Annotated in this window: 21 protein-coding genes; 12 read left to right on the top strand and 9 right to left on the bottom strand. The window is 60.9% G+C overall.

Features of this window, described 5'->3' with window-relative positions; translation table 11 throughout:
• Nucleotides 1-16 precede the first annotated feature (16 nt).
• The 5 genes from IEX27_RS01195 to IEX27_RS01175 all read right to left on the bottom strand — a co-directional run bounded on the left by IEX27_RS01195 (nucleotide 17) and on the right by IEX27_RS01175 (nucleotide 5,319).
• Nucleotides 17-1,081, bottom strand: a complete 1,065-nt coding sequence (locus IEX27_RS01195) for a DUF3618 domain-containing protein (protein ID WP_188719097.1) — start codon at nucleotides 1,079-1,081, stop codon at nucleotides 17-19.
• Entirely contained in the window at nucleotides 1,078-1,473 is a 396-nt protein-coding gene (locus IEX27_RS01190; protein ID WP_188719096.1) for a phage holin family protein, read from the bottom strand. Before IEX27_RS01190 ends, IEX27_RS01195 begins: the two co-directional genes overlap by 4 nt.
• Nucleotides 1,470-2,015, bottom strand: a complete 546-nt coding sequence (locus tag IEX27_RS01185; protein WP_188719095.1) for a hypothetical protein — start codon at nucleotides 2,013-2,015, stop codon at nucleotides 1,470-1,472. Before IEX27_RS01185 ends, IEX27_RS01190 begins: the two co-directional genes overlap by 4 nt.
• A gap of 154 nt (nucleotides 2,016-2,169) precedes the next feature.
• Nucleotides 2,170-3,156: a YihY/virulence factor BrkB family protein gene (locus tag IEX27_RS01180; protein WP_188719094.1), complete on the bottom strand. Its 987-nt coding sequence runs from the start codon at nucleotides 3,154-3,156 to the stop codon at nucleotides 2,170-2,172.
• Between the two features lie 60 nt (nucleotides 3,157-3,216).
• The gene (locus IEX27_RS01175) at nucleotides 3,217-5,319 is read right to left on the bottom strand and encodes a molybdopterin-containing oxidoreductase family protein (protein ID WP_188719093.1); all 2,103 of its coding nucleotides are present in this window, start codon (nucleotides 5,317-5,319) and stop codon (nucleotides 3,217-3,219) included.
• A 95-nt stretch (nucleotides 5,320-5,414) separates the two neighbouring features.
• Between IEX27_RS01175 and IEX27_RS01170 the strand changes: the two genes are divergently transcribed.
• Genes IEX27_RS01170 through IEX27_RS01160 form a run of 3 tightly spaced genes read left to right on the top strand, consistent with a single transcriptional unit; the run spans nucleotide 5,415 to nucleotide 7,433 of the window.
• Nucleotides 5,415-6,278, top strand: coding sequence for a 23S rRNA (adenine(2030)-N(6))-methyltransferase RlmJ (locus IEX27_RS01170; RefSeq protein WP_188719092.1), 864 nt, complete (start codon nucleotides 5,415-5,417; stop codon nucleotides 6,276-6,278).
• Nucleotides 6,279-6,330: 52 nt separating this feature from the next.
• A complete protein-coding gene (locus IEX27_RS01165; RefSeq protein ID WP_188719091.1) occupies nucleotides 6,331-6,777 on the top strand; it encodes a hypothetical protein in 447 nt (148 codons plus the stop codon).
• Nucleotides 6,774-7,433, top strand: coding sequence for a ribonuclease T2 family protein (locus tag IEX27_RS01160; RefSeq protein WP_188719090.1), 660 nt, complete (start codon nucleotides 6,774-6,776; stop codon nucleotides 7,431-7,433). The genes IEX27_RS01165 and IEX27_RS01160 overlap by 4 nt, the downstream gene beginning before the upstream one ends.
• A gap of 78 nt (nucleotides 7,434-7,511) precedes the next feature.
• Here IEX27_RS01160 and IEX27_RS01155 read toward each other — a convergent pair whose 3' ends face one another.
• On the bottom strand, nucleotides 7,512-8,171 hold the full coding sequence (locus IEX27_RS01155) for an outer membrane protein (RefSeq protein WP_188719089.1): 660 nt from the start codon (nucleotides 8,169-8,171) through the stop codon (nucleotides 7,512-7,514).
• Between the two features lie 436 nt (nucleotides 8,172-8,607).
• Between IEX27_RS01155 and IEX27_RS01150 the strand changes: the two genes are divergently transcribed.
• The 7 genes from IEX27_RS01150 to IEX27_RS01120 all read left to right on the top strand — a co-directional run bounded on the left by IEX27_RS01150 (nucleotide 8,608) and on the right by IEX27_RS01120 (nucleotide 13,939).
• Nucleotides 8,608-9,372 carry an SDR family oxidoreductase gene (locus IEX27_RS01150; RefSeq protein ID WP_188719088.1) on the top strand — a complete coding sequence of 255 codons (765 nt, stop codon included), beginning with the start codon at nucleotides 8,608-8,610 and terminating at the stop codon, nucleotides 9,370-9,372.
• Complete coding sequence (uvrC, locus tag IEX27_RS01145; RefSeq protein WP_188719087.1) at nucleotides 9,369-11,303, top strand: excinuclease ABC subunit UvrC; 1,935 nt, start codon at nucleotides 9,369-9,371, stop codon at nucleotides 11,301-11,303. The genes IEX27_RS01150 and uvrC overlap by 4 nt, the downstream gene beginning before the upstream one ends.
• A gap of 68 nt (nucleotides 11,304-11,371) precedes the next feature.
• Nucleotides 11,372-11,983: a CDP-diacylglycerol--glycerol-3-phosphate 3-phosphatidyltransferase gene (gene pgsA, locus IEX27_RS01140; RefSeq protein ID WP_188719086.1), complete on the top strand. Its 612-nt coding sequence runs from the start codon at nucleotides 11,372-11,374 to the stop codon at nucleotides 11,981-11,983.
• A gap of 2 nt (nucleotides 11,984-11,985) precedes the next feature.
• Nucleotides 11,986-12,237, top strand: coding sequence for a molybdopterin converting factor subunit 1 (moaD, locus tag IEX27_RS01135; RefSeq protein WP_188719085.1), 252 nt, complete (start codon nucleotides 11,986-11,988; stop codon nucleotides 12,235-12,237).
• A gap of 1 nt (nucleotide 12,238) precedes the next feature.
• Nucleotides 12,239-12,709 carry a molybdenum cofactor biosynthesis protein MoaE gene (locus IEX27_RS01130; RefSeq protein ID WP_188719084.1) on the top strand — a complete coding sequence of 157 codons (471 nt, stop codon included), beginning with the start codon at nucleotides 12,239-12,241 and terminating at the stop codon, nucleotides 12,707-12,709.
• A 48-nt stretch (nucleotides 12,710-12,757) separates the two neighbouring features.
• Nucleotides 12,758-13,210 (top strand): PACE efflux transporter, encoded by a 453-nt coding sequence (locus IEX27_RS01125; protein WP_188719083.1) that lies wholly within the window; start codon nucleotides 12,758-12,760, stop codon nucleotides 13,208-13,210.
• Nucleotides 13,211-13,303: 93 nt separating this feature from the next.
• Nucleotides 13,304-13,939 carry a hypothetical protein gene (locus IEX27_RS01120; protein ID WP_188719082.1) on the top strand — a complete coding sequence of 212 codons (636 nt, stop codon included), beginning with the start codon at nucleotides 13,304-13,306 and terminating at the stop codon, nucleotides 13,937-13,939.
• Nucleotides 13,940-14,014: 75 nt separating this feature from the next.
• Here the strand turns inward: IEX27_RS01120 and ndk are convergent, their stop codons facing one another.
• Nucleotides 14,015-14,437: a nucleoside-diphosphate kinase gene (gene ndk / locus IEX27_RS01115; protein ID WP_188719081.1), complete on the bottom strand. Its 423-nt coding sequence runs from the start codon at nucleotides 14,435-14,437 to the stop codon at nucleotides 14,015-14,017.
• Between the two features lie 199 nt (nucleotides 14,438-14,636).
• Between ndk and IEX27_RS01110 the strand changes: the two genes are divergently transcribed.
• On the top strand, nucleotides 14,637-15,152 hold the full coding sequence (locus IEX27_RS01110) for a DinB family protein (protein WP_188719080.1): 516 nt from the start codon (nucleotides 14,637-14,639) through the stop codon (nucleotides 15,150-15,152).
• Between the two features lie 75 nt (nucleotides 15,153-15,227).
• A complete protein-coding gene (locus IEX27_RS01105; protein WP_188719079.1) occupies nucleotides 15,228-17,120 on the top strand; it encodes an ABC-F family ATP-binding cassette domain-containing protein in 1,893 nt (630 codons plus the stop codon).
• Here the strand turns inward: IEX27_RS01105 and IEX27_RS01100 are convergent.
• Both IEX27_RS01100 and IEX27_RS01095 read right to left on the bottom strand, forming a co-directional pair.
• Complete coding sequence (locus tag IEX27_RS01100; RefSeq protein ID WP_188719078.1) at nucleotides 17,112-19,373, bottom strand: 3-hydroxyacyl-CoA dehydrogenase NAD-binding domain-containing protein; 2,262 nt, start codon at nucleotides 19,371-19,373, stop codon at nucleotides 17,112-17,114. The genes IEX27_RS01105 and IEX27_RS01100 overlap by 9 nt on opposite strands.
• Before the next feature lies 1 nt (nucleotide 19,374).
• On the bottom strand, nucleotides 19,375-20,772 hold the full coding sequence (locus tag IEX27_RS01095; protein ID WP_188719077.1) for an acetyl-CoA C-acetyltransferase: 1,398 nt from the start codon (nucleotides 20,770-20,772) through the stop codon (nucleotides 19,375-19,377).
• Between the last annotated feature and the right edge of the window lie 136 nt (nucleotides 20,773-20,908).

Raw genomic sequence — 20,908 nt, 5'->3', positions numbered from 1 at the left:
TCAGGAGTTTGGTGGACTAAAGCGGCTTGGATCTCGTTTCGGTGAAAGCTTCACTTGCGTCGGTTTCCGTCGGCCCCTTCACCGTGGCGTTGTTCTCCGACGCTAAATCTCTCGAAGCCCCAGTGCCAACACCCGATACTGGCTGCGTCGCAGCAAGGCTGCTCGGCGAGCGCGTCGGCGAGGACGAAGTGGCGGACGAAGTACTTGTATCTTCCTCCTTCGCACTATCCAGCTTTTCAGTGGCCTCGTCGTAAACCTTGGAAGCTACGTTGCGGACTTCATCCATGCCCTGCTGCGCCATCTCGCGCACCGACTGGCCTGCCTTCTCGGCGTAAGGGCTCAGGTACTCTTCCTCGACGCGGGTGCGCGGCATCATCGCGCCGATGGCAGCACCCACAGCAAGACCGATTGCGCCGAGGATCAGCGGCTCCTTGTCCAGCGTGTCGGAGATCATCCGCTGGCCACGGCTCTGGACGTCTGAAAGGCTGTCACCGACATAGCGGGGTGAGCGCCGCATGCCGCGCCATGCGCGTGACGTGCTGTCAGAAACGCTGCCCGCCGCCTGCGATGCACTATCGGTGATCGCCTCAGCAGCCGAACTCACAGTGCTCTTGGCGCTGTCATAGGCGGAGCTCATGCGCTCCGTCACCGACGGGCCGCTGTCGCTTTCGCCACCGACGGTTCCTTCGCCCATGCGGCGCATTGAATCGGCCGGGATGGGACGATCCACAACGTCATCTTCCCAGTGACCTTCCGGATAGTCACCCTGGTAGCGACCGAAGTCGGTGCGATCGAAGCTGCCGCGCCTCGAAGCCCTCAGACTGGCAGCGGATGGGCCACCTCCCATGAAGAGCCAGGCGAGCCCAGCTCCGACCAGCACCAGCGGCAGCGGGTTATCGCGGACCTGTGCGCTCAGATTATCGAGTGCAACGCGACCGTCGGAGTTCTTGAAGTAGGTCGTCACTTCATCGACAAGCTGCCCTGGCGAGAGCTTGCGCTGCAGTGTGTCGGCAGTTTCGGACATCTGGGCGCGGACGGCCTCGGCCTCCCGCTCCAGCTCGGCAGAACTTTTCTCACTCATCTCATCTGCTCCTTAACTGCGCGTGCATCCTGCGACAGCTGATTTTGGGTCCGGTCCGGGGTGAGGTTCGCCGCGCTCATGTTGGACGATCCGGCCTTCACCATGATGTAGCCCAGCACTGCGAGCACCACGCCAACCAGAAGCGAAGCCCAGCCGCCGCCAAGGCCCATCTCGGCCAGCGCTATGATCAGCGCCTGCACCAGGACCATGAGGGCCACGAGCAGGCAGATTGCGCCGGCGATCACCTCGATGGCGCCGTTCTTCACCTGATCGAACTTTTCGGACATTTCGGTCCGCAGGAGGCGGAACTCGGTGCGGACCAGCGTTGAAGCCTGATCGGCGAGATCGGACACCAACCCCATCACGCCACGGCCTTCGTCGTTCCCGTTCATGGCTTGCTCCAGTCCTTGGTGTCGGTATTCGTCGTGGTCGAGCTCGCGGATGTCGTCGCTGAGGGATAGGACGATGCGTAGTTCCGGTTGCCGCTATATTCGGCCGCACGCCTTTCGCCTGAGTTGTTGGACGTTCCGGAAGCCGCGGCTGTCTGGGCGAACCTGCCAAGCGCTACGCCCAGCAATGCAGAGCCCAGAATGAACGCACCGGGATGCTGGCGGCCGAAGCTACGGACGTCATTGACGATTTCGCCAATGCCCTTTTGCCCCAACGCTCTCGACATCTCGTCTAGGCTACCGGCGGCCTGCGCCAGAACCTGGGCCACGGGGCCCTGGTCGTTCTCCTTCAGCTCGTCGCCAGCCTTGCGGATCGCCTCAGCAAAGCTGTGCATGCTTTCGGATGCCTTGGCCTGCGCATTGCGCACACCTTCAACCGCACCTTCCGTCACCTGGGAGCCAATTTTGGTGGCCGCTTCCGACAGTGCGGGGGCATCGCCACCAGTGGACGTGGACGTTCCACGCAGATCGTCATGGTTGGACATTTGTCATTCCTCCTAAGCAAGACCGAGGAATGACAGGATCGCCAGAACGACGACGATCAAGCCTATGATGTAGATAATTGAGTTCATGGAACACTCCTCGTGTTGTGAGAACCCAACTTCCAAGAAGCAGCCAGGTTCCTCGGGAAAAGCGTTTTCATCCAATGGGATGACTTTCCGGCCCCTGATCGGCAACGAAGGCGCCGCGCTCGCCCGGCGGCAGCTCAGGGCCGGTCGTGGAGTCGCGCGCGGTCTGGCGCTCCATCTCGGCATTCAGTTCAGCCCCGACGATGACGACGATGGTGGAGATCCACATCCACATCATCAGGCCGATCACGGCTCCGAGAGCGCCATAGGTGGCGTTGTAGTCAGCAAAATTCTGAAGGTAGAACGAGAAGCCCCAGGCGACGATGAACCAGCAGACTGTGGCGAAGACCGCGCCGACGCTTACCCAACGCCATTTGGCGGGCGAACGGCTGGGTCCGTAGCGGTAGAGCAGCGATATGGCGAAAAGCGCAACGGCGGCCAGCAGCACCCAGCGCAGCACATGCACGAGAATTTCCACCACGGGCCCGAAGCCCATGTAGGCGAGCACGGCCGGTACCACGCCGAGCACCGCGATGAACACGATCGCCAGCACCACCGCGCCGAGCGTGAAGCCAAAGGCTGTCAGGTTCAGCCAAATGAAGCTGCGCTTCTCGTCCTCCTCGTAGGCGACGTTCATGGCGTCGAAAAGCGCCTTGATGCCACCATTGGCGCTCCAGAACGCCACGGCAAGGCCGATAATGAAGCTGATGCCAAGCGCATCGTTGCTCTGCTGGGCGAGCGAACGAAGCTGCGTTGAGATGATCTCGACGCCTGCCTGGGGCATCACGCCCTGCATCTGGTCCATGTAGCCGGAAATATCGGAGGGATCGGCAAGGAGGCCGTAGATGGAGACGAAGGCCGCCAGAGCCGGGAACATCGCGAGCAGCAGGTAAAAGGTCACGCCGCCCGCGATCATCAGTACACGGTCTTCGCTGATTTCGCGGAAGACGCGCATGAAGATCGCCTTCCAGCCGGACCAGGAAAGCTCGCCGGGTGAACGGGCGTTCTCGCCGTTCAGTTCAGTATCAATTCTACGGGTGCTTGATCGAGCGGCCATTGATCCCTCCAGCTGAGGGATCAAATCCTTGAAGGCCCGGTTCGTTCCTGTTCGTAAAAGTTAGACCGCCCGGACCCACACCTTTGTGTCGTGGAAGCCGACGCCGCCGTAGGGTGCAACGGCATCCGCGCCGGTAAGCACGTTGATGCCCTCGCCCCGCTCGTGCGCATCGTTCGGCCAGATGCCTTCAGCGACAACCACGCCGCGGCGGACGCCGTCGAAGATCTTTGCGTGCAGAACCAACTCGCCGCGCTGGTTCCCCAGCTCGACCCGCGCGCCTTCCATGATCCCCAGGGCCTCCGCATCCAGCGGATGGAGCATGAGCTCAGGCCTGCCTTCACGCTTGCGGGAGTCCGGCGTTTCGCTGAAGGTCGAATTGAGGAAGTTGCGCGCCGGCGACGTTGCCAGCCGGAACGGATGCTCAGGATCGGCTTCCTCGATCAGGTGCACGTGATCCGGAAATTCGGGAAGAGCGGGGTAGTTGCCGCGGATGCCCATCCTCTCCGACGGCCGACCAGGCGCAGGCGTCGTGGTCCATTGCGGCCGGAAACGGAACTTGCCATCGGGGAAGCCAAAGCCGTTGAGGAAATGCGCGGTTTCAAAGTCCGGCTGCACGTCCGCCCAGCGCTGCTCCTTGAATGTGTCAAACGTTCCTAGGCCACGGCGTTCCAGCATCAGGTCGATGTGCTGGCGGGCGGTCATGCCGAAGCCGGGCTTGTCCGCAACACCTAGACGCTTTGCCAGCTCCTCGATGACGAAGATGTTCGGCATCGCCTCGCCCGGAGCGTCGACCAGCTTCGGGCCGAGGTGAATGAACTGGTTGCCACCCCCACGGTAGATGTCGTCATGCTCCATGAACATGGTCGCAGGCAGCACGACGTCGGCAAGCTTGGCCGTGTCGGTCATGAACTGTTCGTGCACGCAGACGAAGAGATCGTCGCGCATGAAACCCTGCTTCACCAGCCGCTGCTCCGGCGCGACATTGGCCGGGTTGGTGTTCTGGATCAGCATGGCGGCGACGGGTGGTCCCCCGTAAAGCGCGTCCGGATCGTTGGTCAGCACGCGGCCGATCTGCGACTGGTCGAGCGAGCGGATAGTGCGGTCGCGATAGGCGTGCCCCTCGATCATCGACTTGTCGAGGCCGAAGATATCGGAATTCGAGTGGAAGGCGCCGCCGCCCTCATATTGCCAAGCCCCAGTCACTGCAGCGATGCTGAGCGCGGCATGCATATTCACCGACCCGTTGCGGTTGCGAGTGAAGCCATAGCCGAGGCGGAAGTAAGTCTTCTTCGTCGTGCCGAACAGATGAGCGAGCCGCACGATCTCATCGGCAGGGACGCCGCAGATCGCCTCGGCCCATTCGGGCGTGCGGCTCTGCAGGTGCTGTTCAAGCCCACGCGGATCGTCGGTATATTTTTCGAGATACGCCCAATCGGCCATGCCATCGCGGAAGAGCACGTGCATGATGCCGCAAGCAAGTGCCGCATCCGTGCCCGGCCGAACGAGCACAGCGATGTCCGCCTGCTTCATGGTCGCGTTGTCGTAGACGTCGATCGCGACGATCTTGGCGCCGCGCTCCTTGCGGGCACGGATCGCGTGGCTCATGACATTGACCTGTGTGGCGACCGCATTGGTGCCCCAGATCACGACGCAATCGGAATTCGCCATCTCGCGCGGGTCAGGACCGCGCAAGGTGCCTGCACCCATTACCCAGCCCGTCCAGGCAGGATTGGTGCAGATGGAATCATATTGCAGCGAATAGCGCTTGGCGTGGCGCAGACGATGGATCGAATCGCGCTGCACGAGACCCATGGTGCCAGCATACTGATAGGGCCACACAGCCTCGCTGCCGTATTTCTCTTCCGCTCGCAAAAATTCTTCCGCCACGCAATCAAGGGCAGCTTCCCAGCTCGCCTCGGCCCAGCGGCCCTCGCCCTTGCCACCAACGCGGACGAGCGGCTTCAGCAGACGGCCCGGATGGTGGATGCGCTCGGCATAGCGGGCGACCTTCGCGCAGATCACGCCTGCCGTATAGGAATTGTCCTTCGCCCCATGCACGCGACCGATCCGGCCATCGACAATCTGGATGTCGAGCGCGCAGGTCGAGGGGCAGTCATGCGGACACGCAGAGTGCCCGATCGTCATGTTCGGCTGAATGTTCATGGGTGGAACCTAGCGGATTTTGCCCATATCGAGTAGAGCCTCGGACAGAAAAACAAGCGCCCTTCAACCGCCATCCACCGATGGCCGGAGCTGCCATGAACTATCGCCACGCCTATCACGCGGGAAACTTCGCTGACGTCCTCAAGCACACGGTGCTGACGCTGCTGATCGAGTATCTGAAGCGCAAGGAGAAGCCGTTCCGCGTCATCGACACCCATGCGGGCATTGGGCTCTACGACCTCTCCTCTGACGAGGCGCAGCGGACCGGCGAATGGCTTGGCGGCATCGGCGCGCTGCGCGATGCCAAGCTGAACGAGCAAGAAGCAAGCATTGTCAGCCACTTATTCGGCGCAGTTGAATCAGTTAACACGGAAGATGAACTCAAGTTCTACCCCGGCTCGCCAGTCGTCACACGTCATCTTCTGCGCAAGCAGGACCGGCTCACCGCCATCGAGTTGCACCCGGAAGATGTCGAGACGCTGCGCGGTCAATTCGAAGGCGATTTCCAGACGCGGGTCATCGAACTCGACGGCTGGCTGGCGCTCGGTGCGCATCTGCCGCCCAAGGAAAAGCGCGGCATCGTGCTGGTAGATCCGCCGTTCGAGAAGGAAGGCGAATTCGACCGGCTGCTCTCCGGATTGCATAAGGCGCACAAGCGCTGGCCGGGCGGGATCTATGCGCTTTGGTATCCGATCAAGAACCTGAAGGAAGTGGCCGCGTTCCGGAAAGGCCTCATGGAAAGCGGCATTCCAGACATCCTGGATGTGACCCTTGAAGTGTCGCCAGTGCTGCCTGACACGAAGCTCAGCGCAACGGGTATGATTGTTGTCAATCCGCCCTATGTCCTGCAAGAACAGCTGAAGCTGATTCTGCCTGCCTTCGCGCGGATTCTCGGAGAGGCCGGCAAAGGGCGTTATTCGATCCTGAAGCTCGCAGAGGAACGGCGTACAGCATCTTGACCGAAGTCAAAGCCTGACAGAAACTAGTGATAATTTTTACACGGGGACACTGATGTCACGCATATCCAACGTTCTGGCAGGTTTAGCTGCCGCCGTCGCTGCATTCACCGCGATCCCGTCCGCCCATGCGGCAGATATGCTCGGGCAATATCAGGCTTATGGCGTGGATGATCCGATCTGCGGACATTCGAGCGTTCGCGGCATTATCGCGAACCGCTTCCGCCATCAGGTCACCCATGTGCCGAACCTGCCGAACGTGAGCATCGTCAGCTTCCATGACGCACGCCTCACTCGCGTCGAGCCGTCTACGCCCGATAGTCCGATCGAGCGCCGCTACTGCAATGCGAGCGTTTCGCTCTCCGACGGCTACACCCGCCCGATCTGGTACCTGATCGAATACGGCCAGGGCTTTGCCTCCATCGGCGATAATGTTGAATTCTGCGTCTCCGGCTTCGACCGCTGGAACGTCTACAACGCGAACTGCAGCGTTCTTCGATGATCAAGGCAGCGGGCGCGGCTCTGGCCGCGCTCTTCCTGTTCAGCACACCGTTGCTCACGCCGGCTGACGCGCAGCAGCGCCGTCATGTTGCCGGTGAGTTCGATCACTACGTTCTGTCTCTCAGCTGGTCGCCCAGCTATTGCGCGACCGAAGGCGCTGGCCAACGCTCGATCCAGTGTTCGCGTCCCTATGCCTTCATGGTCCACGGTCTCTGGCCGCAATATGTGCGCGGTTACCCGGAATTCTGCCGCACGCGTGAATCGGATCGCGTACCGGATCGCCTGGCGCAGCAATATCTCGACATCATCCCCTCGCCCGGCCTGATCGGCCATCAATGGCGCAAGCATGGCTCCTGCACCGGCCTTAGTCAGGCCGAATATCTCTCGGTTGCGCGTGAAGCCTTCAACGAGGTGAAGATCCCGCAGGAGTTCGTTCTGCCCACCGGGCCCATCATGATCTCGCCGCGCGAGGTCGAGCAGAAGTTCATGGCAGCGAACAAGGGGCTGAAGCCCGATGCGATCGCCGTTTCATGCGACAGGCGCTATCTGCGGGAAGTCCGCATCTGCTTCTCGAAGGATCTCAAGTTCACCCGCTGCGAAGAGGTGGACCGCAACAGCTGCCGGCTCGACCGCACGCTGATGCCGCCTGTGCGATAGGCCATCCAATCCGAAATTCTGCATACAAAAAAGCCGGGCTCGAGGCCCGGCCTTTCTGCAATTCAAGGCTTGTCAGCCTTAGAACTTCATACCAACGCCGACCAGAACCTTGTGGCTGGTGGAGCCGACATCGCCGCCGACGCCGCCAAGGTCAAAGGTCTCGTCGCCGAGATCGGTGTAGCGGTACTCAAGGCGGCCGAAGGCCTGCTCCGTGAACTTCACGTCGGTACCGACGCCAGCCGTCCAGCCCCAGAGGGTCTGCGTGTCGGATGCGCCAGTTACAGTGTCGGTAACTTCTACGCGGCTGCCAGCACCACCAGCGGTAGCGTAGAGCAGAACGTTGTCGGTCGCAGCAACACCGAGACGTGCACGCAGACTGCCGTCAACGCCGTGCTCGACGTTGTAGCCGAAGTTGTCGCCTTCCATGCCGTTGTAGCCGACATCACCTTCGATACCGTACACGAACGAACCCGACTGCCAGTTCCAGCCGCCGAAGACGTTACCAACGAAGCCGTCGGTGTCTACAGTGCCGAGGCCTGCGAGGTCTGCCTCACCGGAGAAGCCGTAGCCGAGGGAGAGACCGGCATAGCCACCTTCCCAGGTGCTGATCGGCTCGGAGATAACCGGAGCAGGAGGAGCAGGAGGAGCCTCGAACACTGCGTCAGCGGCCTGAGAGATAGCAGTTGCTGCAAACAGAGCTGCAACAGCAGCACCGAGCTTAAGACTTGTCTTGGTCATACGTGTGACTCCTTAGCCAACAGAATTCAATATTGGGTCATCCGAGATTGGTGGCCCCGGCGCCCCACCCGCGTCGCTCAAACATGTGAGCTGTTGTGCGGTTCCGCCTGACGCCAGAAAAAGTCGCCAAACGTGGCATCAAAATGGCCCAAGTTTGAATTAGTTGCCCTATTTACTATCACTCCCCATAGCTGTTGCCGATAAGGCACAGGTTATGGTTTCAGAAGGGTAAATGCGTTAACAAGCGGTATATAAGTCACTGCAAAATCGTCTTCCCTGGCGCCGCCGACGTATTGGGGAGAATTGAGTCGAAGCAGCTGAATGCTGTGCAGCATCATCGAACTTCTATGGCTTCATAGCCTGCTGGCAAGTGATGCTATGAAAGCCGCCACAGTGCTCATATATACGCGGTGATGCGAAGATAGACGGGGTTGAGATGCTAGAGTCGGGAATTGGTGCGCTGATCACCGGTGGGGCAAAGCGCATTGGTCGATCGATTTCACTCGACCTGGCCGCCCACGGATTCCCGGTCGCCATCCACTCCAACGACTCGGTCGAAGAGGCCGAGACGCTGGCTCAGGTGATCAACCGGGATGGCGGGTTCGCGCGGGTGGTGCAGGCAAACCTCACCGACAGCGTATCCACCTCCTCGCTGGTGGATCGCGCGGTGGAGGCCATCGGGCCGATCGGCATTGTCGTCAACAATGCTTCGATCTTCGAGAACGACTCGCTCACCGACTTCAATCCGCAGGTCTGGGACGGCCATTTCGCCATTCACGTGAAGGCCCCGTCGCTCATCGCCCAGGCGTTCGCCCGCTACGTGGGAACGGACGCGGAGGGTTTGATCGTGAACATGATCGACCAGCGAGTCTGGCGGCCCAACCCGCGGTTCTACAGTTACACGCTCTCCAAGGCTGCGCTCTGGATGGCAACGCAGACCATGGCTCAGGCGCTTGCGCCGAACATTCGGGTCAACGCCATTGGGCCGGGTCCCACGCTTGCCAACGAGCGGCAGAGCCCTGAAGATTTCGAAAAACAGGTCGAGGGCCTTATCCTGCGTCGCGGCCCAGACTTGCCCCACTTTGGCGCTACTGTTCGCTATCTCTGGGAAACACCATCTATAACGGGCCAGATGATCGCGCTTGACGGCGGCCAGCATCTGGCTTGGGAAACGCCTGACATCATTGGAATGGCTGAATGACTTCGATTGCGCATGACGAAACGATTGCCTGGGACAGCGCCGGACGCGACTCTGCGGCCGTCGGTGTCGAGGTGATTCAGGAGATCGTGAAGCGTCTCCCGAATGCGCCGGGCGTCTATCGCATGATGAATGCCGAGGGCGACGTGCTTTACGTCGGCAAGGCGCGTAGCCTCAAGAAGCGCGTCAGCAACTATGCGCAGGGGCGAGGCCATTCGAATCGCATCGAGCGCATGATCCGCGAGACTGCCTCGATGGAGTTCGTGATCACGCGGACCGAGACCGAAGCGCTGCTGCTCGAGGCTAATCTCATCAAGCGGTTGCGCCCGCGCTTCAACGTGCTGCTGCGTGACGACAAGTCGTTCCCCTATATCATGCTGTCGAGCGATCACCCTGCCCCCGGCATCTTCAAGCATCGCGGCGCGCGCTCCCGCAAGGCTGATTATTTCGGGCCATTCGCTTCCGCCGGTGCCGTCGGCAGGACGATCAATTCGCTCCAGCGTGCGTTCCTGATCCGCACCTGCACCGACTCCGTGTTCGAAAGCCGGACGCGGCCCTGCCTGCTCTACCAGATCAAGCGCTGCTCCGGCCCCTGCACCGGCGAGATCAGCCGGGAGGATTATGCGGAGCTCGTCAAGGAGGCGAAGGATTTTCTCTCAGGCCGCTCCAGCAATGTGAAGGCGGAGATCGCCACCGCCATGCAGCAGGCTTCGGAACAGCTCGATTTCGAACGCGCCGCCATCTACCGCGACCGCCTCTCAGCGCTGTCTCATGTCCAGGCACATCAGGGCATCAATCCGCAATCGGTCGAGGAAGCGGACGTATTCGCCATCCATCAGGAAGGCGGGCAGAACTGCATTCAGGTCTTCTTCTTCCGTACCGGCCAGAACTGGGGTAACCGGGCCTATTTCCCGAAGGCCGACCCGGCACTGGAGGCTGGCGAGGTGCTCAGCTCCTTCATTGCACAGTTCTATGACGACAAGCCGGTGCCGCGCATGGTGCTCCTGTCGCACGAAGTGGCGGATCAGGAAGTGCTTGCCGAGGCGCTTTCGGCGCGGGCCGAACGCAGGGTCAGCGTTTCCGTGCCCCAGCGCGGCGAGAAGAAGGATCTGACCGATCACGCGCTGCAGAATGCGCGCGAGGCGCTGGGACGCAGGCTTGCGGAAACATCGACGCAGGCTCGCCTGCTCGAAGGCTTTGCCGAGACGTTCGGGCTCGACCGTGCGCCGCGCCGGATCGAGGTCTACGACAACTCTCACATCATGGGCACCAATGCCGTGGGCGGGATGATCGTGGCGGGACCCGAAGGCTTCGTGAAGAACCAGTACCGCAAGTTCAACATCCGCTCGACCGACATCACGCCAGGCGACGACTTCGGCATGATGCGCGAAGTCATGCAGCGGCGCTTCTCCCGTCTTCTGAAGGAGGAAGGTCTGCGCGAAGAGGCTCCCGTGACGAACGAGAATGAAGCCTTCCCCGCCTGGCCGGACGTGATCCTCATCGACGGCGGACAGGGCCAGCTTTCAGCGGTCCGGAAGATTCTGGAAGAACTCGGTATCACTGATGAGATAACCGCCATTGGCATCGCCAAGGGTGTTGATCGCGATGCAGGGCGAGAACGCTTCTTCATCCCCGGCAAGGAGCCATTCACCCTACCCGTGCGCGACCCCGTGCTCTACTTTGTTCAACGCATGCGTGACGAAGCGCATCGGTTCGCCATCGGCTCGCACCGCGCCCGCCGGAAGAAGGAAATGGTGAAGAACCCACTCGACGAAATTTCGGGGATCGGCCCCGGCCGCAAGCGGGCGCTGCTGCATCACTTCGGCACCGCCAAGGCCGTCAGCCGTGCGGGCGTTGAAGACCTGATGGCCGTTGAAGGCATCTCCGAGTCGATGGCGAGGCAAATCCATAACCATTTTCACGAAAGGGCATAATAAGGCTGGAATAGCATCGCTAACTATGCTCCACGATTGCCGTACCTGTTTCATGTTGAAGGGCTGATATGAGCCAACCGTCCATCCAGCAGCAGCGCACCGCGTTCAATCTTCCCAACCTACTTACCTATGCCCGCATTCTGGCAGTGCCGATGATCGTGCTCTGCTTCTTCCTTGAGGGCCGACTTCAGTCGAGCGACTTCGCACGCTGGTCGGCGCTCGGCATCTTCATCGCCGCCAGCGTGACAGATTATCTGGACGGGTATCTCGCCCGCACCTGGAAGCAGACCTCCAACATCGGCCGGATGCTGGATCCGATCGCCGACAAGCTGCTGGTCTCGACCTGCCTGCTGCTGCTCGCCGCCGACAGCGATCGCACGATCGCCGGCTGGACGCTCTGGGCGGCCATCATCATTCTCTGCCGTGAAATCCTGGTTTCAGGCCTGCGCGAGTACCTGGCGGCGCTGAAGGTGAGCGTGCCGGTGACGCAGCTTGCAAAATGGAAGACCGCTATCCAGATGGTGGCCATAGCCACGCTTCTGGTTGGTCCTGCGGGCGACAAGATCGTGCCCTACATGACCCAGCTCGGGATCACCCTGCTCTGGATCTCGGCCATCGTGACGCTCTACACGGGCTACGACTATTTCCGCGCCGGCCTGAAGCACATCATCGAGGAATAGGAATGAAGCTGGTCTACTTCGCCTGGGTTCGCGAGCGCATCGGCAGGGGATCGGAGACGATCGACAAGCCCGACTCCGTTGTGACTGTCGCTGACCTGCTCGCATGGCTTGCCGAGCGCGGCGAAGGCTATGCGGCTGCACTCGTTCGCCCGGAGGTCATTCGCGTCGCAATCGACCACGAGCATGTCGAACACGACACGCCCCTCCCCGACGATTGCGAGGTCGCGCTTTTCCCGCCCATGACGGGGGGCTGACATGGCAATCACGCCCCGCATTTCCGTCCAGGAGCAGGATTTCGATACGGCTGCCGAGATCGAGCGGATTTCCGATGGCCGCAAGGACATTGGCGCCGTCGTCACCTTTTCGGGCAAGTGCCGCGACGAACAGGGCACGCTTGTTGCGCTTGAGCTTGAGCATTATCCGGGCATGGCAGAAGCCGAAATCGGTCGCATCGCGGCTGAGGCAGCGGAGCGCTGGGAACTGCTCGGGCTCACCGTCATCCATCGCTACGGCAAGATCCCGGTCGGTGAAAACATCGTGCTCGTGGTGGCGGCTTCGAAGAGCCGTGCGGCTTCATTCGAGGCTGCAAACTTCCTCATGGATTATCTCAAATCCCGCGCACCCTTCTGGAAGAAGGAGCATCGCGTCGACGGTCAGGACGGCGGCTGGGTGGAAGCCAAGCAGAGCGACGAAGACGCGCTCGCCGTCTGGCAGAAGCAATCCTGACGGGGAACCGATTGGGCGGGCAGACGGACATTGCGGAACGGAGGCGTGATGCGCACGACGCCTGATCGTATCCGCCACGCGCTCAGTTTCGAGATCATCGGGCTCCTGCTTTCCACGCCGCTGGCGGCATGGGTGTTCAACCATGGGATCTTCGAGATCGGCGTGGTGGGCGCCGTTACCTCCGTCGTGGCGACGGTCTGGAACTATCTCTACAACCTGATGTTCGACCACGCGATGCAGCGGCGGCGGGGAACAACACAGAAGACGCCCCTGATCCGGGTCCTGCATAGCGTGCTGTTCGAGCTCGGGCTGCTGGTGATGCTGCTCCCCTTCATCTCCTGGTATCTCGGCACCGACCTGATCTCGGCCTTCGTGATGGATATCTCCTATTCCATCTTCTACGTCTGCTACGCCTTCGTCTTCAACTGGGCCTACGACCGGGCTTTCCCGCTGCCCGAGTGGGAGATGGAAGCCTCCAAAACGAAAAAAGCCGAGGCGTGAGCCCCGGCTCAGGCAAGATCACTATCCGCTTCTCCCGCGTTTAACTCGATGCCATAGTCGCCATCGGTAGCACAAACTTTCGATGGGGGGCTTATGGCTAAGTGGTTAGTGCAGAAAGCGTTGTTGGATGGGGATGGTCCGGAGAAGTTTCATACCACGGCCCAACGCTATGCGAATTCAACATGGTTTTGGATAATTACGGCTGTTGCCGTGTGGTATTTCTTCGGTTGGGGATGGGCGATTTTGCCTGCGGCACTGGCCCTTGCTGCAACCGGATCTTCAATTCTTGCAACGAGGGTTGCCTACAAGCTTGAGGAACTGAAAGAACCCAAGGAGCAATTCGCTGGCGCGCAAATTGAGAATATAGTGAGAACCTACGGGCAGTTCTTAGAAAGCTCTGCCCCACTTCCAGGGTGCGTAGCTGATGTGACCAAGCTCCCGTTCCCCAAGGAAGACATAAAGACAGCACTTAAAGCGGCAATGCATCTGAGTAACCCAAGTGAGCGAACTGCTTTGGCGACCGGATATGTGTCATTGGCGTCTTGGCAGGAAGGAGTTGGGCCTGACGATATGGGCTTGGATATCAGCAAGCTGTCGGACCAGATTGCCCCCCAAAAGCAAGCTCAGATGGTGCTAGACATGGTCGAGAGCAGTCATGTTTTTATGGACCAGGTAAAGGCAGAAGAGGCGTCACTCTGGCAAGAATTGACTGATAGTGGTTTAATCTAGGTGCCCAACGAGAAAACCCCGAAAGCTGCACCAGCTTCCGGGGTTAAGTTCAATATGTTCTCAGATGCAGGCGCGTTAGCCGACGATCTCGGTGTCGGAGAACCAGTAGCGGATCTCCTGGGCAGCCGTCTCAGGAGCGTCCGAACCGTGAACCGAGTTCTCACCGATGGAGAGAGCGTGTGTCTTGCGGATGGTGCCTTCAGCAGCAGCTTCCGGGTTGGTCGCGCCCATGATCTCGCGGTTCTTGAGGATGGCGTTCTCGCCTTCCAGAACCTGAACAACCGTCGGACCAGAGGTCATGGTGTCGACCAGCTCGCCGAAGAAGGGGCGGTCCTTGTGAACTGCGTAGAAGCCTTCAGCTTCACGGCGGCTCATCCAGACGCGCTTGGAAGCGACGACGCGAAGGCCGGCATCCTCCAGCATCTTGGTGATGGCGCCGGTCAGGTTGCGCTTGGTAGCGTCCGGCTTGATCATGGAAAAGGTGCGTTCGATTGCCATTTCTGGTCCTTCACAAATCAGGAAAATGCGGGATGGGCGTCTATAGCGTCACCGGAGCTTTCTGTGAAGGGCCACCGGCATTCCATATCCGTCATATATCGATGACATCAGAAATATGCATCGTTCCGGCGCTATTTCATTCTCCCGGCGAAGAACAATCAGGAGTATCTAGTCGGGAAACCGTGATTGGGGGATTGCAATGAACAAGCAGTATTTTTCAATGATGGCCGCCTACAATCAATGGGCAAATAGCAATCTCTATGATGCAGCCGCGGAACTGACGGCGGAGGAATTCAAGCGGGACGTCTTGGCGTTCTTCCGGTCGATGATGGGGACGCTGAACCATCTCGTGGTGACCGACAGGATCTGGATGAAGCGTTTCAGCGGGACAGGGGAAGCGCCGAGCGAGCTCAACGCCATCCTGCACGAGAGTTTTCACGAGCTGCGCACCGCCCGGGAGGCAGAGGACAAGCGCATCATCGACTGGGTCGAAAGCCAGAGTGATGAAGTGTTCCGCGGCACGTTCACCTATACGCCCGTCACCAAGCCGCAGCCGGTGACGCAGCGGCTCGCCCCTGCCCTCGTGCACCTCTTCAACCATCAGACGCACCACCGTGGCCAGGCCCACATGATCCTTTCCGTCATGGGCAAGAATCCTCCGTCGATGGACCTGATCTACTATCAGCGGACGAGTGAGGGATCGCGCTTCGCCTGAGGCGCAGTTCAAGACTTCAATGATCTGCCGCGATTCACCCTTGCAAGCGCGCGGCGGCTCAGCCAAAACGCGCTCATGCTAGTTATCAATGATCTTTCACTGCGCATTGCGGGCCGTCTGCTGATCGAGCACGCCTCTGTCACCCTTCCTTCGGGCACGAAGGCGGGTCTTGTCGGCCGCAATGGCACGGGCAAGACCACGCTGTTCCGCGCCATCATGGGAGATCTTGCGTCGGAGACTGGCTCCATCAGCCTGCCCAAGGGCCTGCGCATCGGACAGGTCGCGCAGGAAGCCCCGGGCACCGAAGAGCCGCTGATCGACATCGTGCTGCGCGCCGACGTGGAGCGCGAGCGGCTGCTCGCCGAGGCTGAGGTCGCCACTGACCCGCATCGCATCGCTGAGATCCAGACGCGGCTCGCCGATATCGGCGCGCATTCGGCGGAAGCGCGGGCGGCAGCGATCCTCTCCGGCCTCGGGTTCGATGCAGAAGCCCAGAAGCGGCCGGCCTCGTCCTTCTCGGGCGGCTGGCGCATGCGCGTGGCGCTCGCGGCCGTGCTGTTCTCCGAGCCCGACCTGCTGCTGCTCGACGAGCCGACCAACTATCTCGACCTCGAAGGCACGCTCTGGCTTGAGAACTACCTGTCGAAGTATCCGCACACGGTGCTGCTGATCAGCCACGACCGCGACCTGCTGAACAATGCGGTCAACTCCATCGTGCATCTGGAAAACCGCAAGCTCACGCTCTGGCGCGGCGGCTACGACCAGTTCGCGCGGCAATATGCCGAGAAGGCCGAGCTGCAGGAGAAGGCGCGCGTCAAGGTGGAGGCGCAGCGCAAGCACATGGAAGCCTTCGTCGAGCGCTTTCGCTACAAGGCTTCCAAGGCACGGCAGGCGCAATCCCGCCTGAAGGCGATTGCCAAGTTGCCGCCCATCGCGGCCATGGAAAGCGAAAGCGTCATTCCGTTCCGCTTCCCCAATCCGGAGAAGCAGGTCGCTTCACCGATCATCGCCATCAATGGCGGTTCGGTTGGCTATGAGCCCGGCAAACCGATCCTGAAGAACCTGTCGCTGCGCATCGACCAGGACGACCGGATCGCGCTGTTGGGATCGAACGGTAACGGCAAGTCCACCTTCGCCAAGCTCATCGCGGGACGCCTTGGCCTTGAGGCCGGTACGCTGACGATTGCACCGGGGCTCAAGGTTTCGATCTTCGCACAGCATCAGCTGGATGACCTTCGCCCGAACGAGACGCCGGTGGAGCATGTGCGCCGCCTGATGCCGGACGCCCCTGAAGCCAAGGTGCGTGCGCGCGTTGCGCAATTCGGTCTGGCGCGTGAGAAGATGGACACCGCTGCCCGAGATCTGTCCGGTGGCGAGAAGGCGCGTCTGCTGATGGGGCTTTCGGCCTTCGACGCTCCCCACCTCTTCATCCTCGACGAGCCGACCAACCACCTCGACATCGACAGCCGTCAGGCGTTGATCGAAGCGCTCAACAGCTTCGATGGCGCGGTCATTCTCATCAGCCACGACCGCTACCTGATCGATGCCTGCGCCGACCGCCTGTGGCTGGTCGACAAGGGCACCGTAAAACCCTTCGACGGCGATATGGATGAATATCGGTCGATTGCGATCGGGCGGACGTCAGATAGTGCGCAGAGCAAGGACGACAGTGACAGCAAGGTCTCGAAGGCTGACCGCCGCAAGGAAAATGCCAAAAAGCGCGCAGCCCTTGAGCCGCTCGCCAAGCAAATCAAAACGATCGAGAACGGTCTTGAGAAGGCACGAAAGCGCCTCGAGTTGATCGACAGCGCCATGGCTGACCCCGACCTCTACACGCGGGATCCCGCCAAGGCGACAGCGCTCGCCAAGGAACGCGCGACGATCGTCGACCTTATCGACGAGAACGAGGAGAAGTGGCTTCTCCTCTCATCCGAATACGAGGAAGCTCTGGCCGAGCCCTCAAACTGAGGGCTCGGTCTTCACAGCTGCCGTCTCTGTGGGTTCAGCCTCGACAGGCGTTGGCTCGATGACTGCAGGCTCCGTCTCGGGAACCTTCACCTCCTGCACATCCACGTCTTCGGGCTCTACTTCCACTTCATGATGCGGGAAGAGCAGCTCCCAACCTTGATCGGGCTCGAAGCGGGCGCCGTGCTTAGCTTCAAGCTCGAGCAGTCGCGCGCGGATATTGGCAACGCCACGCTTGCGCGCATAGTGAAGCGGGCCACCCCGGAATGGCGCGAAGCCGGTGCCGAAGATCATGGCCCCATCAGCCGTGTCCGCGTCGGCGATGATGCCCTCACGAAGGCAGCGCACGAGCGTGTTCAGCATCGGCAGGATCATCCGGTCTGCCAGATCCTCTTCCCGATACTGGACGTCAATATCCTCGGATAGCTTGGCGTCTTCCTTCTTCTTCTTGCCCTTCTCGTCATAGGCATAGAAGCCCTTGTTCGCCTTGCGGCCGGTCTCGCCCGCCTGCACCTTGCGGGTGAGCCACTCGGGGATCGCAGGCTGCTTGTCGGGCAGTCGCTCGGAAAGCATTCGGGCGACTTCAAGGCAGATGTCGAGGCCAACCTGATCGGCGAGTTCCAGCGGCCCCATGGGCATGCCGAACTCGCGCGCGGCCTTGTCGATCAGTTGCTTCGAGATGCCCTCATCAAACATCAGGAAGGCTTCGCCCATGTATGGCATCAGCGCACGATTGACGAGGAAGCCTGGCGCGCTCTTCACCGGTACGGGCAGACGCGAAATGTTTCCGCAGAAGGCCTGCAGCCGATCGAGCGTCTCGCGGCTTGCTCCGTCGTGCGACACCACCTCCACCAGTTCCATCTTCGTCACCGGGTTGAAGAAGTGGAGGCCCGCGAAACGTTCCGGCGAAGCAAGGCCGCTACGGAGCGTTTCGAGCGGGATGCTCGACGTGTTGGTGGCAAGGATCGCGTCAGGCTTCATACGAGCAGCAACATCCTCGAAGGCCTTGCGCTTGATCTCCTCACGCTCGGCCACCGCCTCGATCACCAGATCCGCCCTGGCGATACCGTAGCCTTCAAAGTCTGGTGTCAGACGATCCAGCGCGTCGCGTCGCTCGATTGAGGAATACAGGCGCTCCTCAAAGAAACGGCTGGCGCGGCCAATGGCTTTTGCCAACGCCTGCTGGTTGAGATCGGACAGCGTGACGTGCAGCCCCCGCGCCGCGCACCAAGCGGCGATGTCCGCACCCATGGTGCCGGCGCCGATCACATGCACATGGTGGATGCCGCTCTCGCCCTTGGCCAGACCCTTCAGCTTTTCGCGCAGGAAGAAGACGCGCACCAGGTTCTGCGCGGTGTCACCGGTGATGAGTTCGGCGAAGGAATGGATTTCGGCCTTCTGCATCGTCTGGGCATTGCTGCCATGCTCTTCCCAGAGATCGACCAGCCGCCATGGCGCGGGATAGTGCTTGCGTGGTGCGCGCTTCTCAAGCTCCGCACGCATGCGCTTTGCGGCAAAGGTTCTCGCGGGCTCGAAGCCGAAGACGCCAGCCTTGAGGCCACGTCGCGCGGACTTGAACTCGCCGCGGATCGCCGCACGGATGGCTTCGCGCAGGTGACGTTCGTCCACGATCGCGTCGACAAGACCGAGAGCCTTGGCCTTCTTCGTGTGAACGGTCTTGCCGGTCAGCATCATCGTCATGGCTTCGACGGGATCGATCAGCTTGGTCAGTCGGAAAGTACCGCCGAGCCCCGGATGCAGCCCCAGCAGAACTTCCGGGAAGCCGAAGCTTGCGCCGGTGATAGCGATGCGATGCTTGCAGGCAAGCGCCAGTTCAAGCCCGCCACCCAGGCAGAAGCCGTTGATGACGGCGATTGTCGGCATCGGCAGCCCCGCCAGACGATCAAGGATGGCGTGACCCTGACGGAGCACTTCCTCGACCTTGGCCGTCTCGCGCATGCCGGTGAACTCGCGGATATCCGCGCCGGCGATGAAACCGCTCGACTTGGCGGAGCGGATCACGAGCGCGCGCGCGCCGCTCGCATGGACTTCGCCAATGATGCGGTCGAGTTCGGCCAGAACTTCCGCAGAAAGTGTGTTGGCGCTTTCGCCTGCACGATCGAGGATCAGCCAGACGATGCCTTCCTCGTCCTTGGCCCAGCGCCAGTGCGTGAGCATAGTCCACGCGCCGCCTTCAGGCCCCAGCGCCTTGTTGCGGTCCTTCAGCAGTTTCCAGACCTGACTTGAGACCGTCATCTTACGCTACCTCCAGCAGCATCGCGCCGCCCTGCCCGCCACCGATGCATTCCGTGGCGATACCTCGCTTCAATCCTCGTGCCTTCAACGCATTGGCCAGATGGAGGACGATGCGGTTGCCGCTCGACCCCACCGGATGCCCAAGGCTGATGGCGCCGCCATCGACATTGAGACGGTCACGCGCAACCTGCCCGAACGGAGAATTGAGCCCAAGAACCTCGCGGCAATATTCCTCGTCCTGCCAGGCGGCAAGACAAGCCAGAACCTGCGCTGCAAAGGCCTCGTTGATCTCCCAGAGATCGATCTCCTCACGCGAAAGGCCCAGACGCTCAGTGAGCGCGGTGGAGCAGATCGTGGGTCCCAGTCCCATGACGGAGGGATCGAGTGCTGCCCATTCGCTGTCGACGATGCGGGCGAGCGGCGTCAGGCCGTATTCCTCCACGGCTTCTTCCGAAGCGAGGATGACCCAGCTCGCGCCATCGGTGATCTGCGACGAGTTACCGGCAGTGACGCGGCCATAGGGCTTCTCGAAGACCGGTTTCAATTTCGCCAGATGCTCCATGCTGCTATCCGGGCGCACACCATCGTCCTTCTCGAAAAGCTCGCCTTTACGAGACACGGCAGGGATCACCTCGCCCTTGAACGTGCCATCTTCCTGCGCCCGCGCAAGGCGCTGATGGCTTTCAAGAGCATAGGCATCCGCCTGCTCACGGGTCACGCCAAAGGCGTGGCCGATGATTTCAGCCGTGCGGCCCATGCTCAAATCGGTGATCGGGTCGGTCAGACCGCGCTCAAGACCCACCACAGGTTTCGCCATGCCCGGACGGAAGCCGCCGAGCGCCGCGATCCGCTGGAATGGCGACTTTGCCGTCGCGAACCTGCCGAACCAGGCAGAGGCATTCTGCGATAGGACGAGCGGCGAATGTGAAAGTGCCTCGGCGCCGCCCGCCAGAATTAAGTCAGCCTGTCCGCCTTCGATCAGCCGGTAGGCCGTATCGATCGACTGCATGCCCGAGCCGCAATTGATCTGCACCGTGAAAGCGCGCATCGCCTCGCCCATGCCCAAGCGCAGGGCTGCTACGCGTGCGGGGTTCATCTCATCAGCGATGACGTTCACGCAGCCTAAAATGACATAGTCGAACGATTCCGGCGAAAACGGCTGGCGCTGCAGCAGCGGCCGTCCGCACTGGACGGCAAGATCGACAGGCGTGAAGGGACCGGGCGCTGCCTTGGCCCGCAGGAACGGGGTGCGTGCGCCATCAACGACATAGACTCGGGTACCAGACTTCTGATGGTGGTGAATGCCTGGGCCTGCAGCGGTCGCGGGTCGGGAGATCGGGGTTCTGCGTGCACTGACCCGGCGTCGTGCGGGAATTGTGGGATGGGGTGCCTGTGCCATTTCGTCCGATCCGTTGATGAATGGAAGCGATTGAAACATAAGGAGATTGAGGCTCAAAAAGATTCAGAGGCAACGATTGTCAATGATGTTCGTTCCGGGACCAACGTTCCGGATGGTGGGTCGATTGATGTCATTG

The sequence above is a fragment of the Nitratireductor aestuarii genome, assembly GCF_014641695.1.
GTDB lineage: Bacteria > Pseudomonadota > Alphaproteobacteria > Rhizobiales > Rhizobiaceae > Chelativorans > Chelativorans aestuarii.
The sequence above is the reverse complement of the archived record's forward strand: the minus strand, read 5'-3'. Positions and strand labels throughout refer to the sequence as shown.

Excerpts from the sequence above, each read along its gene's own strand:
- IEX27_RS01195 (WP_188719097.1), bottom strand. The coding sequence starts at position 1,081 with ATGAGTGAGAAAAGTTCTGCCGAGCTGGAGCGGGAGGCCGAGGCCGTC.
- IEX27_RS01190 (WP_188719096.1), bottom strand. The coding sequence starts at position 1,473 with ATGAACGGGAACGACGAAGGCCGTGGCGTGATGGGGTTGGTGTCCGAT.
- IEX27_RS01185 (WP_188719095.1), bottom strand. The coding sequence starts at position 2,015 with ATGTCCAACCATGACGATCTGCGTGGAACGTCCACGTCCACTGGTGGC.
- IEX27_RS01180 (WP_188719094.1), bottom strand. The coding sequence starts at position 3,156 with ATGGCCGCTCGATCAAGCACCCGTAGAATTGATACTGAACTGAACGGC.
- IEX27_RS01175 (WP_188719093.1), bottom strand. The coding sequence starts at position 5,319 with ATGAACATTCAGCCGAACATGACGATCGGGCACTCTGCGTGTCCGCAT.
- IEX27_RS01170 (WP_188719092.1), top strand. The coding sequence starts at position 5,415 with ATGAACTATCGCCACGCCTATCACGCGGGAAACTTCGCTGACGTCCTC.
- IEX27_RS01165 (WP_188719091.1), top strand. The coding sequence starts at position 6,331 with ATGTCACGCATATCCAACGTTCTGGCAGGTTTAGCTGCCGCCGTCGCT.
- IEX27_RS01160 (WP_188719090.1), top strand. The coding sequence starts at position 6,774 with ATGATCAAGGCAGCGGGCGCGGCTCTGGCCGCGCTCTTCCTGTTCAGC.
- IEX27_RS01155 (WP_188719089.1), bottom strand. The coding sequence starts at position 8,171 with ATGACCAAGACAAGTCTTAAGCTCGGTGCTGCTGTTGCAGCTCTGTTT.
- IEX27_RS01150 (WP_188719088.1), top strand. The coding sequence starts at position 8,608 with ATGCTAGAGTCGGGAATTGGTGCGCTGATCACCGGTGGGGCAAAGCGC.
- uvrC (WP_188719087.1), top strand. The coding sequence starts at position 9,369 with ATGACTTCGATTGCGCATGACGAAACGATTGCCTGGGACAGCGCCGGA.
- pgsA (WP_188719086.1), top strand. The coding sequence starts at position 11,372 with ATGAGCCAACCGTCCATCCAGCAGCAGCGCACCGCGTTCAATCTTCCC.
- moaD (WP_188719085.1), top strand. The coding sequence starts at position 11,986 with ATGAAGCTGGTCTACTTCGCCTGGGTTCGCGAGCGCATCGGCAGGGGA.
- IEX27_RS01130 (WP_188719084.1), top strand. The coding sequence starts at position 12,239 with ATGGCAATCACGCCCCGCATTTCCGTCCAGGAGCAGGATTTCGATACG.
- IEX27_RS01125 (WP_188719083.1), top strand. The coding sequence starts at position 12,758 with ATGCGCACGACGCCTGATCGTATCCGCCACGCGCTCAGTTTCGAGATC.
- IEX27_RS01120 (WP_188719082.1), top strand. The coding sequence starts at position 13,304 with ATGGCTAAGTGGTTAGTGCAGAAAGCGTTGTTGGATGGGGATGGTCCG.
- ndk (WP_188719081.1), bottom strand. The coding sequence starts at position 14,437 with ATGGCAATCGAACGCACCTTTTCCATGATCAAGCCGGACGCTACCAAG.
- IEX27_RS01110 (WP_188719080.1), top strand. The coding sequence starts at position 14,637 with ATGAACAAGCAGTATTTTTCAATGATGGCCGCCTACAATCAATGGGCA.
- IEX27_RS01105 (WP_188719079.1), top strand. The coding sequence starts at position 15,228 with ATGCTAGTTATCAATGATCTTTCACTGCGCATTGCGGGCCGTCTGCTG.
- IEX27_RS01100 (WP_188719078.1), bottom strand. The coding sequence starts at position 19,373 with ATGACGGTCTCAAGTCAGGTCTGGAAACTGCTGAAGGACCGCAACAAG.
- IEX27_RS01095 (WP_188719077.1), bottom strand. The coding sequence starts at position 20,772 with ATGGCACAGGCACCCCATCCCACAATTCCCGCACGACGCCGGGTCAGT.